The sequence below is a fragment of the Clostridium sp. 16K-1-R1 genome (assembly GCF_023921145.1).
GTDB lineage: Bacteria > Bacillota > Clostridia > Clostridiales > Clostridiaceae > Sarcina > Sarcina perfringens.
The window spans coordinates 467,957-482,740 of record NZ_CP046515.1; the positions used below are offsets into that span (position 1 = coordinate 467,957).

12 protein-coding genes are annotated in these 14,784 nt (G+C 26.4%); 11 read left to right on the forward strand and 1 reads right to left on the reverse strand.

Going from position 1 to position 14,784, the window contains the following annotated elements; all coding sequences use genetic code 11:
• Positions 1-105 precede the first annotated feature (105 nt).
• The 3 genes from GOM42_RS02050 to cls all read left to right on the forward strand — a co-directional run bounded on the left by GOM42_RS02050 (position 106) and on the right by cls (position 3,275).
• The gene (locus GOM42_RS02050) at positions 106-462 is read left to right on the forward strand and encodes a DUF1540 domain-containing protein (RefSeq protein ID WP_003479007.1); all 357 of its coding nucleotides are present in this window, start codon (positions 106-108) and stop codon (positions 460-462) included.
• A gap of 308 nt (positions 463-770) precedes the next feature.
• On the forward strand, positions 771-1,568 hold the full coding sequence (locus GOM42_RS02055) for an SDR family oxidoreductase (protein ID WP_110035033.1): 798 nt from the start codon (positions 771-773) through the stop codon (positions 1,566-1,568).
• Between the two features lie 171 nt (positions 1,569-1,739).
• Positions 1,740-3,275, forward strand: coding sequence for a cardiolipin synthase (gene cls, locus GOM42_RS02060; protein WP_252597689.1), 1,536 nt, complete (start codon positions 1,740-1,742; stop codon positions 3,273-3,275).
• Positions 3,276-3,480: 205 nt separating this feature from the next.
• On the opposite strand, the gene GOM42_RS02065 is transcribed toward cls, so the two are convergent.
• Complete coding sequence (locus GOM42_RS02065) at positions 3,481-3,639, reverse strand: DUF1540 domain-containing protein (RefSeq protein WP_003479004.1); 159 nt, start codon at positions 3,637-3,639, stop codon at positions 3,481-3,483.
• Positions 3,640-3,905: 266 nt separating this feature from the next.
• Between GOM42_RS02065 and GOM42_RS02070 the strand changes: the two genes are divergently transcribed.
• The 8 genes from GOM42_RS02070 (at position 3,906) to GOM42_RS02105 (ending at position 14,782) form a co-directional block, all read left to right on the forward strand.
• Positions 3,906-5,468 (forward strand): PLP-dependent aminotransferase family protein, encoded by a 1,563-nt coding sequence (locus GOM42_RS02070; protein WP_061414392.1) that lies wholly within the window; start codon positions 3,906-3,908, stop codon positions 5,466-5,468.
• A gap of 127 nt (positions 5,469-5,595) precedes the next feature.
• A complete protein-coding gene (rlmD, locus tag GOM42_RS02075; protein ID WP_110035031.1) occupies positions 5,596-6,963 on the forward strand; it encodes a 23S rRNA (uracil(1939)-C(5))-methyltransferase RlmD in 1,368 nt (455 codons plus the stop codon).
• Positions 6,964-7,352: 389 nt separating this feature from the next.
• Positions 7,353-8,501 carry a hypothetical protein gene (locus tag GOM42_RS02080; protein ID WP_003455647.1) on the forward strand — a complete coding sequence of 383 codons (1,149 nt, stop codon included), beginning with the start codon at positions 7,353-7,355 and terminating at the stop codon, positions 8,499-8,501.
• Entirely contained in the window at positions 8,498-8,992 is a 495-nt protein-coding gene (locus GOM42_RS02085) for a three component ABC system middle component (RefSeq protein ID WP_110035030.1), read from the forward strand. Before GOM42_RS02080 ends, GOM42_RS02085 begins: the two co-directional genes overlap by 4 nt.
• Positions 8,989-10,917: a DUF3732 domain-containing protein gene (locus tag GOM42_RS02090; RefSeq protein WP_003455562.1), complete on the forward strand. Its 1,929-nt coding sequence runs from the start codon at positions 8,989-8,991 to the stop codon at positions 10,915-10,917. Before GOM42_RS02085 ends, GOM42_RS02090 begins: the two co-directional genes overlap by 4 nt.
• Before the next feature lie 92 nt (positions 10,918-11,009).
• Positions 11,010-12,212: a SpaA isopeptide-forming pilin-related protein gene (locus GOM42_RS02095; RefSeq protein ID WP_242122196.1), complete on the forward strand. Its 1,203-nt coding sequence runs from the start codon at positions 11,010-11,012 to the stop codon at positions 12,210-12,212.
• A 270-nt stretch (positions 12,213-12,482) separates the two neighbouring features.
• A complete protein-coding gene (locus GOM42_RS02100; protein ID WP_110035029.1) occupies positions 12,483-14,000 on the forward strand; it encodes an ABC-three component system protein in 1,518 nt (505 codons plus the stop codon).
• Entirely contained in the window at positions 13,997-14,782 is a 786-nt protein-coding gene (locus GOM42_RS02105; protein ID WP_003455516.1) for an ABC-three component system middle component 1, read from the forward strand. Before GOM42_RS02100 ends, GOM42_RS02105 begins: the two co-directional genes overlap by 4 nt.
• Positions 14,783-14,784 lie beyond the last annotated feature (2 nt).

Below are 14,784 nucleotides of genomic sequence, written 5' to 3' on the forward strand. Positions count from 1 at the left end.
GCTTCTTTTTTTATTTAAAATTATTAGATTAATATAGTTTTATAGTATAAATTTAATATAAATACAAAAAATAACCTCAAATAATATTTTGAGGAGGATTTGAATATGACAAGATTAGCATGTTCAGCTCATAATTGTGTTAACTATGTTAATGGAATGTGTTCAGCTTTGACTATTGAAGTTGATGGAGAGAGTGCAGAGAATAAACAAGAAACCTGTTGCAATACCTTTGCACCAAGAACCTTTGTTAATGCAATTAAAAGTGCATTTAATACTAATTATGCTGGAACAATAATGCAAGCACTAGATAGTCAGGAAGATGTAGATCATAAAATAAAATGCTATGCTATGAATTGTACATATAATGTTGGAATGACTTGTACTTCTACTGATATACAAGTTTTTGGACCAGAAGCTACAACATCTACTTCAACTGAATGTGAAACTTTTTATAAAAAATAATTATTAAAAGCTAGAACTAAAATATTAAATTTTAGGTTCTAGCTTTTTAATTATATGGTAAAATATATTCTTAAGAAATTAATATAAATCACTTCAAAATTAATTAAATAAATGATATTTTATAGTAAGTACTTAAAGGAACTATTATATATATTTATTAGTATGATGATAAAAATCTTGTGTTAAGTAAAAAGGTATAAGAAAATAAATATTTAAAATAAATTATTATTTTAAATTTGATATTTAGAATTTGTTAGGCGGTTATTAAAAAATAGTTTAATTATTTGTGGAATATAAGGGGGAGTAAAATGAATGAGTTAGGTAAGATTGCTGTAATTACTGGAGCAACTAGTGGAATAGGGAAGGAATATGCTTTTCAACTAGCTAAAAAAGGATATGATTTAATATTAGTAGGTAGAAGAGTTGAAAAAATTAAAACTGTTGCAGAAGAGATAGAGAATAATTTTAAGGTTAAGACACATGTAGAAATTTTAGATTTAACTGATGATAATAAACTAGATGATTTTATAAAAAGATTAGAGAAAAAAGATAACATAGAATTTTTAGTGAATAATGCAGGATATGGAGCTGATGATTCCTTTACAAGGGATGAATATAGTAAGCAGTATGATATGGCAAAGGTTCATATGTTAGTTACTATGAAACTTTGTCATAGCTTAAGCAAGAAGATGAAAGAAAATAATAAGGGATACATAATAAATGTTAGCTCTATGGCTGGATTTAACGTATTTCCAAGTTCAGCAATGTATTGTTCAACAAAGGCTTTCTTAATAAGTTTTACTCAATGTTTAGCCATGGAACTTTTAGAGAATAATATAAAGGTTCAATGCCTTTGTCCTGGATTTACTAGAACAGATTTTCATAGTAAGTTAAACATGGAAGAGAGTAAATTGCAAAATAAAGGTTTTGTAAGATGGATGAGTACAAAAGAAGTGGTGGAAATAAGTTTGAAAAATATAAATAAGAAATTAAAGGTAATAGTTATTCCTGGATTTTGTAATAAATTTTTATATTTTGTTAGTAAGTTTACACCTAGAGGGCTCTATTACAAGGTAGCTATAAAGGGATGGGAGTTAATGGACTAATATTATGTAGGAGATTAGAGATAATAGTTTTACTATTAGAATTAAATCTGGTTTAAATTAATATTAGACATTAATTTATTTAGTATCTCATTTCTTAAAAGAATTAAGAAGATTTTTTTAATATAAAAAATTAAAGAGGTAAATTGGATTGATAAAGTTAAGGAGGATTAAATGGAAAAATTTCTGAAAAAACTACTAAGTAGAGCATTTATAGTTGGATTTCTTATATTCATACAGTTTGTTATACTTATGGGGGCAATATGGAAAGTAAGCGAAGATTTCATATATGTATATTTTCTGTTTATCTTTATTAGTATAGTAGTATTTATTTATATTGTTAGTAGAAAAGATAATCCATCCTATAAATTAGCATGGGCGGTTCCTGTATTATTAGTTCCTGTCTTTGGAGGATTATTTTATTTAATATTTGGTGGAAATAAGACAAGCAAAAAGTTTAGAAAACAAATAAAAGCTTCTTATGATGAAACAGCACATTTATTATATAATGATAGAAAAGTTTTAGATGAGTTAGAAGAACAAGATAAAAGTATAGCTAATCAATCAAGGTACATAGCTGATTACTCTCAGTTTCCAGTATATAAAAATACTACAACAGAGTATTTATCTCCTGGAGAAGTGTTTTTTGAAAGATTAAAAGAAGAGTTGAAAAAAGCAAAGCATTACATATTTATGGAATATTTCATAGTACATGAAGGTGTTATGTGGGACTCTATTTTAGAAATATTAGAGGAAAAGGTTAAAGAAGGGGTAGAGGTTAGATTCGTTTATGATGATATGGGGTGTTTAGGTACTTTACCATATAAATATAATGAAGTTTTAGAGGCTAAGGGAATTAAATGTATGGTGTTTAATCCTTTTGTACCCCTTTTATCCTTAAGAATGAATAACCGTGATCATAGAAAAATAACTGTTATAGATGGGCATACTGGGTTTACTGGGGGAATAAACTTAGCTGATGAATACATAAATGAAATTGTTAGATTTGGACATTGGAAGGATGCCTCCATAATGATAAAGGGGGATGCTGTTTGGAATTTAACAGTTATGTTTCTTCAAATATGGAATTTCTATAGTGAAAGAAAAGAGCAGTATGAAAAATATTACCCATATTTTCATCATGAAGATGAATTTGAAAGTGATGGATATGTTCAGCCCTATGGAGATAGTCCTTTAGATGATGAAATAGTAGGGGAAAATGTATATTTAAATATTATAAATAAGGCAAAGTACTATGTTTATATAAATACTCCATACCTTATTATTGATAATGAGCTTGTTACAGCGCTTACTCTTGCTGCTAAAAGTGGAATAGATGTTAGAATAGTTACTCCTCACATTGAGGACAAATGGTATGCTCATATAGTTACAAGGGCCTATTATCCTCAGCTTATAGAATCTGGTGTTAAGATATATGAATATACTCCAGGATTTATTCACTCAAAGACCTTTGTCTCTGATGATGAAATAGGAATAGTAGGTACTATTAATATGGATTATAGAAGTTTATATCTTCATTTTGAATGTGGAGTTTGGCTATATAAAACTAAATCTGTAGGACAGATAAAAGATGATTTCTTAAAAACTTTAGAAAAATGTCAAAGAATAACTTTAGAAGATTGTGCTAAGGTTAAAGTTCCTACTAGAATTTTAAGGTCTATAATAAGAGTATTTGCTCCACTTATGTAATTAAAATAGTAATAGTAATTAAAAAGTTCTAGAAGAATTTAAAGCTTATTTTTTTCATTTATGTAATTAAAATAGAAAAAATTAAGTTGTAAAGTTTTGCTAAGTAATTTAATAAAGTAAAGTTTAAAATAATATAATTCAACATAAAAATTTGGAAAAGGAGGCTAAAATATAGCCTCCTTTTTGGTGTTAGAGTGAAAATTTATTATTTTCTTTCGAAACTTCCACAATCAGTACATTCTGTAGAAGATGCTTCAGCAGTGTGCTTTACAACTTCGATTTTGTTTAGAGTACAATAATTGTCCTCATTACAATGGTACTTACATTCATGAACTGTACATCCGATACTTGAATTGTGTTTCATAATAAATTCCTCCTTAAATTAAGAACCTCTTTGTTGGAACTACCAACAGTATATATAATGTGTAAAAAGGAGTTTATTTATACTGGAATTTGAATCTATGAATGGATATAGTTGTTTGAATAAAAAAATATATGATAGAATTTATTTAGTTTAATGTTGAAAGCGTGGAGCAAAAAGAGATTTTATTTAATTTTTAAAATTATGTAATTAAAAATAAGTTTTATCTTAAAAGAAAGGTTTTTTATGAATTTACTTTGGAGGAAGTTATGTTTAAGAATTTAACTTTTAATGAAAATGAGAAGAAGTATATACAAATAGCAAGGTATATTAGGGAGCTTATTAATAGAGGCGTTTTAATAGAAGGAAGTAAACTGCCTTCCTCAAGAGAGATTAGCAGTATTTTATCAATAGGAAGAAATACTATTATGTCTGCTTATGAAATTTTAGAAAGTGAAGGCTTTGTTGAAACCATAAAAGGTAAGGGAACTTTTGTAAAAAAAGAATTTTCTAATGAGAAATCTACTAATGTTTCATCAATGAAGAAAGAAAACTCTGAAATTAAAGAGGATAATAAGTGGAATATTGATTGGAAGTATAAAACTAATGAATATGGAGTATTAGCTGAAAGTTTAGATATTATAAAAAGTGAAGAGAAGTGGGAAAAGGGAATGATTTCTTTTAAAAGTATAGCTCCTCCAGGAAATCTTTTTAATATTGAGGAGTTAAAGAGATCCTTTTCTAATAGAATTGCCTTAGAAAAACATAAAATAGTTAATTATGGTTATGCTGTGGGATATAAACCTTTTATAGATTATTTAAAGGATTATATGAAAGAAAAGGGTGCTTATTCAGAGGAAAAAGAAATAATAGTAACTAATGGATTTACAGAAGGACTAGATATGATGCTTTCTGCATTTACAAAAGAGGGAGATTATATACTTTGTGAAAATCCAACTCATAACACAGCTTTAAAAATAATGAAGACTCACAAACTAAATATTATTGGAGTTAAAATGACCAAAGATGGCATGGACATAGAGGATTTAAATAAAAAAATTAAAAAATTTGGGGAAAAGATTAAATTTTCTTACTTAATTCCCTCATATCATAACCCAACAGGAGTTGTGGCATCTATTAAAAAAAGAGAAGAGGTATATAATATTTTAAAAGATGCTGGTATTCCTATTATAGAGGATGGTTTTAATGAGGAGCTTTTATATGAAAGTTCACCAACTATTCCTTTAGCATCCTTAGATAGAGAAAGTAATGGAGTAATATACATAGGAAGTTTTTCTAAAATATTATTTCCAGGTTTAAGAATAGGATGGGTATATGGAGATAAGAAAATAATAGGGATATTAGAAAGCGTAAAAAGATGTAGAAATATCCACACCTCCTTCTTAGATCAAGGAATTCTTTATGATTTCATGATAAGTGGAGCCTTTGAAAAGTATATTAAGAAAGTTAGAAAAGTTTATAAGGAAAAATATAAATTTACTAAGAGGATTATAGAAAAATATATTAAAGAAGCAGAAATTTGGGGTGAAGGTGGACTCTATATGTTCTTAAAAATAAAAGGCGTTGATACAAGAGAGCTTTTAAAAAGGTGCTATGATAGGGGAGTTCTCTTTATGCCTGGAGATTTATTTTATATAGATAAGGACCTTTACCTAGAAAAAGAAAATAGAGTGTTTTCTTTAGAGGGACATAATATTAAAGGGCGAGAGAAGAGAGATACCTTAAGGATTGGTTTTACAAGGCTTTCAGAGGAAGAGATAGAAAAGGGAATAAAGATAATAGGTGAGGAAGTTAAGAGTATTTTAACTTAATCTAGTAGAAAAAGCTTATTAATAGTGCGTTGTAAAAGGTAATTTCATATGATAAACTTTAAAAGTTAGTTATTATGAAATAAAACATATAGAATAGATGATTAAATATATAAGGGAGTTTTAGTTGATGGTTGAAAAGAATAAAGAATATATTTTTGATATAATCTCTCAAGGATATGAGGGTGAAGGAATAGCTAAAATTGATAATAAATACCCAATTTTCATTGAGGGAGCTTTAAAGGGCGAAAAGGTTAAAGTAAGAATAGTTAAGGTTAATAAAAATTTTGCCTATGGAAAACTTATGGAAGTATTAGAAGCTTCAGAGGAAAGAGTTAATCCACCTTGTGCTATTTATAAAAGATGTGGTGGATGTAAACTTCAGCACGCTTCTTACAAGGCACAATTAGATTTTAAATGGGATAGAGTTAAGGACTGTGTTAGCAAGATTGGAAAGTTAGATCCTAGCATAGTTAAATATCCTTTAGGAATGGAAGAGCCTTGGAGATATAGAAATAAGGTTCAGTTACCAATAGGGTTAATTAATGGAGAGGTTAAAATAGGATTCTTTGCTCCAAGAAGTCATGATATTATCGACATGGAATCTTGCTTAATTCAAGATGAAATAGGAGATAAGGTTGTTAAACTTACTAGAGAGTGGATAGAGAAATTTAATATAAGACCATATAATGTAGATGGTGAGTATGATGAAAAGGGAATAGTAAGACACATAATGATAAGAAGAGGTTTTACAACTAATGAGGTTATGGTTGTCTTAGTTACAAATGGAGAAAAACTTCCTCATAAAGAAGAGTTTGTAGACTTAATGGTTAAAAATATTCCTGGAATAAAGAGTATTATACAAAATATAAACTCAAAGAAAACTAATGTAATATTAGGCTTAGAAAGTAAAACTCTATGGGGAGAAGATACAATATCAGATTACATAGGAGACTTTAGATTCAATATATCTCCATTATCATTCTTCCAAGTAAATCCTATTCAAACAGAGGTTTTATATGGTAAGGCTTTAGAATATGCAAATCTTACAGGAAATGAAGAAGTATTTGATGCATATTGTGGAACAGGAACAATAACATTATTCCTATCACAAAGGGCTAAAAAGGTTTATGGAGTAGAGATAATTCCACAGGCCATAGATAACGCTTGGATAAATGCAAAGGAAAATAAAGTAGAGAATGTAGAATTCTTCGTTGGAGAATCAGAAGTGGTGATTCCAGACTTAATAAATAAGGGAGTAAAGGCTGATGTGGTAGTAGTAGATCCACCAAGAAAAGGGTGCGATAAAAAATTACTAGATGCCATAACAAATATAGATGCTAAAAAAATAGTATATGTAAGCTGTGATCCAAGCACTTTAGGAAGAGACTTAAAAGTATTAGAAGATAATGGCTATAAAACTTTAGAAGTTCAACCAGTGGATATGTTTCCTAATACCTCTCATATCGAGACTGTAGCGTTGATATGTCGCAAATAATGATAGAAATATTAAATTTTAGCCATTTTCATAGACATATAATATTTAGGTCAGAGGGTAATAAAATAAGAAATAAAGAATTGAAGAGATATTTTGACGTGTCTGTAGTTATATATATGGAGTGTGGAAATACGAAAATATATTAAAAATAAATATGTTAGATAAAATAAAAGCAATAAAGGATTAAAATTTTTATATCCATTATTGCTTTTTTATCTAAATAATAACTTAGTTGTTATAAATTTATTTTATTGGTCATTTAATTAAATTTTTAAACAATATTTATCAATAAAACCTAATAAGAGTGTCATATATACCAATAATATGTAATATTAGCAATAATATAGTATAATATTTGTGTATTATTATAAAGTGGGTGAAATTATATTATGAGTAGAGCTGTAAATGATGCGACTTTAAAAAAAGCAGGAGATGTTTTCCAATATTATATTGCACTAAGAAATTGTTTTAATATGAAAAATGGGGATAAAATACAAATAGAAATTAATGGAGATGTAAGTTTAATTTCAGAGAAACCTGAAGACTCTTTTCAAATAGAGGTAAAGCATCACTTTGGTAAGCATTCTCTTTCAGATAGGAATATAGATTTTTGGAAAACTTTATCTAATTGGTATATAGATTTTGAGAGAATATCAATATTTTCTAGTTTGGTTTTATATACTACATCATCAATAAATTTGACATCGCCATTTTATGATTGGAATAACAAAGATGAGAATGAAAAATTATCCTTATTATTAAAAATTGGATCGGATCAAAAAGATGATGAAGAAACTTTTAGAAAGTTCTATAATAAAATATTTGATAAAGATTTCTATGATGAAGATAGACTAAAGATTATTTTATCTAGATTTACAATAGAACATAATCAAAGAAAAATTTCTGGAATATCAAATGAGTTTGACTGTTATGTTGGTCATATTCCAGAAGAAAATAGGGATAATTATATTGATGCATTACTTGGAAGGATACTTGCACTTGTAAAGTATCCACCATATAGATGGGAATTAAGTAGACAAGATTTTGATAAGATTTTACAACAGGAATCATCAGCTTATTCAAATAGTGGAGAGAAACCATTACCAGATATATTTTCTGATGAAGAAGTTTCTGATGATGAAAAAGAAGCATTAATCAACAAAAATTTTGTTGAAGAAATAAAAAGGATTCAATATGAGGATGTAATTCAAGATGCTATATCAGACTATTGGAAAACAAATATGACAATTATTAAATATTTTAAAGAAGATTTTTTGTATAATCGTAGTTTGCCAAAATATAAAAATACTTTATTAAAAAATTTAAAATATAGAAAACGTGATAGTGTAATTTTAAGTAAAAATAAAAGTAGAGACGAACAAATTGATAATTCACAATTATTATATAATGATGTTATGAGATGGGAAGCAAAAGATTTTGGATCAATAATTAAAAATCAAGATTATTTTCAAAGAGGAGTTATACATACTATTGTTGATGATAAAGAATTTAGTTGGGATGTAGGTGAAAGAAAGTGAGTATTAAAAATATAGAGATTTTATCTATGAATTCACATTTTTATGCGCTATTATTTAGAGCATTTCTATCAGGGTATGACAAACCATGTGAAATAAGAATATTATTTATGGCATTACCTATTTTGTTATATTCAGATTCAAGGAAGAAACTTCTTTCTGTAAATAAGACAAGTAGAATTGAAAGTTTATTTAATAAGCCTAAAGATATGGAGAATAATGAGAAGATTTCAGGGAAATCTGATTTGGCAGGATATATAAAGCGCTTTGAGGATGTTAAAGGGCTATCAAAAAAGGCTATAATAATTCTATATTCACAAGATAAAATAAGTTTAGAAGAAAATAAAGTATTTTTGATTTCAGATCCAATAAATCATTTGAACTATAAAGGAGAAATTAAAAACTGGATTAGAGCTGCATATTATTTAGGTATTATCTTTTCAAAAACAAATGAGGATCATTTAAATTATTTTTTAGGGGGTGATAGAATATGAGAAGTTATATGAGAGCAATTATGATCTTTAATAAATCAGGAGATGTTAGAAGAGTTAATATGGAACCAGGAGTAAACATTGTTACTGGTGAATCAAAAACAGGTAAGAGTGCTCTTGTTGAAATAATGGATTATTGTTTATGTAGTTCAAGATGTACTATTCCAAAGGGAAAGATTACAGAATTTGCATATATTTATGTTATACCAATGGTAATAGATAAATATACTTATGTAATTGCTAGATATAATTGGGAACATGGAGGGAAAATGCATATATCAAGAGAAGATATAGATTTTCCAATAGATAAAATAGATTTAGATTATTTTAAAGATATGCCGTTATTGTCAATTAAGGATGCTCAGTATGAAATTGAGTCGGCACTGGGTTTACATGTAAACAATATTGTTTTTGAAGAAGAAGGAAAAAGTAAGAAGGCATCTTTAAGAAATATGATATCATATCTTTTTCAGCATCAGAACTTGATTGCAAGTAAATTTGCATTATTTTATAGATTTTCAGAGTCTTATAAAAGAAAGGATATAATTGATCAGTTCCCTATTTTTGCAGGAATGATTGGACAAGAATACTATAGTAGCTTAATAGAACTTAATAGTTTAAAGAATCAATTAAATAGAAAGTTAAAAAAACAAAAGCAAAATCAGAAAAGTAGTGAATATTTAAAAAATATATTAAAACCATTATTAGAAGATTATTTTTCATTAATGAATAATCATATTGATTTAAATATAAATCTAAATAAGATGAAAAAACTCGCATCTAATTTGCCTGAATTTGATGAAGCTCAACTTTTTAAAGAAGATGGGATAATTGAAAGATATGATCTATTAAAAAAAGAATTAGAAGATTTAGCGGATAAGGAAAGAAGTATTTTAATGAAAATAAATAATTTAGATGATGCAAGTAGTAGAGGTCAAAGTTTTACTGAATCACTAAAAGAATTAAAAGAAAAAACAAAAGTATTTGAAATTTGTGAAAACGAATATTCTTGTCCATTATGCGGAAATAATTGTGAAATTATTTCAGAAGAAGATAAATTATTATTAGAAGCAGGGGAATGGTTAGATAGGGAATTAGAAATTACTAATAAATATACACATAATTTTTCTGAGGATATAAGAAAATTGAAAGGAATTGCTTCAGATATATCAGATAAGATAAAAAGTATATCAAAGCAGATTAAGGAAATTGAGAAAAAATATATAAAATCAGATGAATTAAATTCTAAAAGGGAAAAAGTAAATTATGCTAAAGCTAAAATTGAATTATATGCGAATATGATTGATGTAGGGTTATTTGAAGATATTGATGAGGAAATAGAAAATTTAAATGAATTAATATCATCTTTAGAAGATAAGATTAAAAGATATGATTTAGATGTAAAGAAGGCAAAGGCTCAGACGTTTTTATCGGATAATATGAATCGATTAGCTCTTACACTAGATTTTGAGGAAGAATATAGACCTATAAACCTTAATTTTGGTTTGGTAGATGGAACATTTGATTTATATCAATATCAAAATAAATATGAAAAAATATTTTTAAACGAAATGGGAAGTGGAGCTAATTGGATATCATGCCATATATCACTTTTCCTTAGCTTTCTTAGGTACTTTACTAAGCAAGAAAATTCACCTATGCCACTAATTATGTTTTTTGATCAACCAAGTCAGGTCTATTTCCCAGAAGGTGATATAGATAAAAATGAATTTTCACAGTCTGATTTAAAAGCAGTGAATCAGATGTATAAAACTATATTTGATGAAATTAAATCAATCGAAGAAGAGACTGGTATACTTCCTCAAATTTTAATAGTTGATCATGTTGATGGAAAAAACTTAGAGGTTAAGGATGAATTTATATCTTATATAAGATGTAACTGGAGAAACGGAAAAGCATTAATATAATTAAATAAGTATGTATAAAAATAGACGTTGAAATTTATATATTCGATGTCTATTTTTTATATAAAAATATATTAAAGAAAGGATGATGTTTCATGAGGAGAAAATTAAAAATACCTAAAAAGATTCTGAGTTTTATTATGGCTTTTATAACCATAATAACTACCATATTTACATCAGTAGTTTCAGTTTATGTAAGTGATTTAGATATGAGTGAGAGTACAGGATTTAATTATGTAGGTATTAGTCCAATTACAAATAAAAAAATTAATCATAAGATTTACCGTATGAAGGTAGATGGTAAGACCGTATTTTGTATAGAACCTGGAATTGCAACATCTAGTGGAGGTGGGTATGTATCGGAAGAGTATATAGATTCTAAGAAAGATATATTATCTAAAATAGCTTACTATGGATATACAGATACAAATCAATCAAAATATGATTATGCATTAACTCAAATAATGATATGGGAGAAGTTAGGTGATAAATTTATATCTACAACACTTCCAAATTATCATAAAAGAAAAGCAGAAATACTTGCAAAAGTAAATAGACATAATATATTACCTTCATGGAATAAACAGGATATTGAAATAAAGAGTAGAGAAACAATAGAGTTAGAAGATAAGAATGGTATTATTAGAGAAATGCAATTAGAGTCAAATAATACTGATACTGATATATTACTTGAAGGAAATACTTTAAAAATTACAGCAAATAAAAATTCTAAATCTGGAGTTATTAGTTATATAAAGATTCCTAAGAATGAGGTTGGAACATCCATAGTTTATCGTAAGCCTAACTATCAAAGTTTAGCAGAATTTCATATGGAAAGTTCAATGAGTGCAAATTTAAATATAAATGTAATCAAGTTAGGAAATATTAAGGTAAAAAAGATTGATGAAGATACAGGAAAGGCATTAGCAAATGCAAAACTTAGATTTGAGTATGATGGTAAGAGTAAAGAAATTATAACGGATTCTAATGGAATTGCGAGTATAGAAGATATACCAGAAGGAACAACTGTAACAATATCAGAAGTGACAGCACCAAATGGATATTTTAATAAAGGTGAAATTAAAAAAGTTGTTATTGAAGCAAATAAAACTATAGAAGTTACATTAGGAAATAAAGAACAGTTAGGTAATGTACTACTTAGTAAGAGTGGAAAAGATTTTGGAGTAGAAATGCCTAATGATAGTTATAAATTAGAAGGAGCAATTTATGGAATTTATAATGAAAATGATGAAAAGATAATTAATATTACGACAGATAAATTAGGGGAGGCAATGTAAGAAAAGATAAAGCTTGGTAAGTATTATACACTTAAAGAAAAGGATACAGAGCAATATTTAATAAATAAATATGAGCATATATTTTTAGTATAGGAAAGTATTGAATTTAAAATATTTTAATATAGATGATGTAAAATATTAAAAATTTTATTGAAAATTACAAATAAATTCATGCTTTGAGGATAATGAAATGGTTTTATTATTATAAATTGTATTTTTATGAAAAACAATGTAAAATAATCCTATTAAGAAAAATAAGGTGGGAGAGGTATGTTTTATCATAAGTTTGAAGCTATAGCTTCATGGTATGGTTACGATTATCAAGGGGTACTTGCAATATATTATACTCTTAATCAAATAAACAAACTAATAAGTGATATTACAGAGGCAAAAGAAAAAATAAAAGCAGAAGATGTATATGAAATTATAAGAGGATATAGTATTGAATTAGAGTATATGGAAGATTTTGCAATAAAATATAATAACCAATATCAATCATTTAATCAGGTAAAAAGTGGTGAAAGCAAAATTAAAGATGAAGATGTTAGAGATTTATATTTAAAGTTATTAGAATATGATCATAAGGGAGAAAATAAGATTTTTGGATATTTTCATGTCAATGAAAAAGATAAAATAGAAACGTCTAAAGATAGCGTAAAAGAATCAATTAAAGCATATTTTGAATCTTTAAAGAGTGAAATTATTGAATTGAAAGATAAAGAAAAAATTGATTTTAGGAATAAGAAAAAAGGTGGTGCAATACAGATTCTGGCTTCTTACATGGATGAAGTTAATTTAGATAAGCACAAAAAAGACAAGCGTAGGGAATGTATAGATAAATTAATATACAAATTAGATGAAATAAACAATAACTATTTTGATAAAGATGAAAAATACAAGGAAGTTTTTGAGAGATTATTTGAATATAATGAAGTATTTAATAGTATTAATAAAATTGAAAATGAAATCTATAATCAATTAAAAGAAATTCATAAAAAGTTAATCGATCAAGAATATAAAATTAATGATAGTTATTTAGAAAAAGAAAAGTGTAAATTAGGAGTTATAGTAAATAAACATATAGATAAAAGAAAAGAAGATAATTCTAATAAAGATATTTTATTTGAAGAATTTTTTGAAATATTAAATGAGGATTTAAATGAATGGGGACATAGTGCGGAATATATTGAATATAAATTTAAAGAAAAATTACATACCCATTACTTTCAATATAAAAGTGATAGAGAAGACAGTGAAAAATGCAGTGAATGTGATGAAGAGTGCTATTTAAAAAATGAACTGGAAGCAATAAAAGAATTAAAACCAGAAGAGTTTAAAAAGTTTTTGAATAATATTAGCATAGTTAAGCGTAAGAGTTGCTTTGATTTTCCATCTGAATCAGAAATAAAACAGACTATATTTAGATGTATGTGTGAAAATCATAAAATTGGAAGAATGGAAAAATACAGCATAGGAATTGAAAAAGAAAATAATGCTTATTGGATAATTGCAAATCTAGATGATGAAGAAATTCCATTTATTAAAAAATTATTTAGAGAAGAAAATGATAATAAAGATATGCTGAGAGATGCAGACATTCTTATAACAAAAGATATTAGCATATCTGATATTAGAAAATATAATAAGTATTTCAATATAGATAAAGATGACTTGCAAGAAGTTGTTGAAGATAATTTAAGTGGAAGATTTAATGAAATAGACAATTATACCAAGAATAGAGTTTCAGCTATAAAGCGATGGAAAGAAGTCAAGGGGGAATTAGAGTGATAAATGTATTAAAAGATATATTTAAAAAAAATGAATATAGAGTTGAAGATGCATTTAATGATATAAATCAGATTGGTTTTATTGGAAGTATAAACAAATTAGACAGAAAAGATTATTATTTAGTAATTGATGTAAATATGAGTACTATAACAAATAATTTAATAGATGGAATTATTGATAAAATAATAAAAAGTTATTGGAATATTGATTTATTAAAGAAGTATGGAGTTGGAAGTGATTATAAAAAAAATACTTCATTAATACTTTTGGTGAAAGTAGATTCAGTGAATGATGAATATGAGTTAAGCAATAAAATATATGATATTGAAGAATCACCATATTTTTTTAAGAGGTATGTAATATTATATACTGAAGAACAAAAAAAATTAATAGAGAAGATTGAAATTGAAAAATATTTAGATATTCTATCCAATAAGGATAACTTTAGAAATTATAAGAAGAATAAAAAAGGAGAAGAAAATTTTAATAGTGAATTTAAAGAAAACGAATTAATATATGATATTATTTCTAAGCTATACATTAAAATTCCTTTTTTAGTATATAATTTCAACGATAATGAAAAGTTACCTATCCTAAGAGAAAGAATAAATAAAATATTAGATAATGATCAAAAAAATATAGTAAATACTCTAGTTAGCATAGACTTGGAAAATGATACTTATTATAAAAATTTCAATGATATTTTAAGAAATCCTACAGAAGAAGAAATAAAAAGAAAATATGATGATATTTTGTTAGAAATTTCAAATGAAAATTATTAGGG

Coding starts and splice junctions, on each gene's coding strand:
- GOM42_RS02055 (WP_110035033.1), top strand. CDS start 771: ATGAATGAGTTAGGTAAGATTGCTGTAATTACTGGAGCAACTAGTGGA.
- GOM42_RS02050 (WP_003479007.1), top strand. CDS start 106: ATGACAAGATTAGCATGTTCAGCTCATAATTGTGTTAACTATGTTAAT.
- rlmD (WP_110035031.1), top strand. CDS start 5,596: ATGGTTGAAAAGAATAAAGAATATATTTTTGATATAATCTCTCAAGGA.
- cls (WP_252597689.1), top strand. CDS start 1,740: ATGGAAAAATTTCTGAAAAAACTACTAAGTAGAGCATTTATAGTTGGA.
- GOM42_RS02065 (WP_003479004.1), bottom strand. CDS start 3,639: ATGAAACACAATTCAAGTATCGGATGTACAGTTCATGAATGTAAGTAC.
- GOM42_RS02095 (WP_242122196.1), top strand. CDS start 11,010: ATGAGGAGAAAATTAAAAATACCTAAAAAGATTCTGAGTTTTATTATG.
- GOM42_RS02080 (WP_003455647.1), top strand. CDS start 7,353: ATGAGTAGAGCTGTAAATGATGCGACTTTAAAAAAAGCAGGAGATGTT.
- GOM42_RS02100 (WP_110035029.1), top strand. CDS start 12,483: ATGTTTTATCATAAGTTTGAAGCTATAGCTTCATGGTATGGTTACGAT.
- GOM42_RS02070 (WP_061414392.1), top strand. CDS start 3,906: ATGTTTAAGAATTTAACTTTTAATGAAAATGAGAAGAAGTATATACAA.
- GOM42_RS02090 (WP_003455562.1), top strand. CDS start 8,989: ATGAGAAGTTATATGAGAGCAATTATGATCTTTAATAAATCAGGAGAT.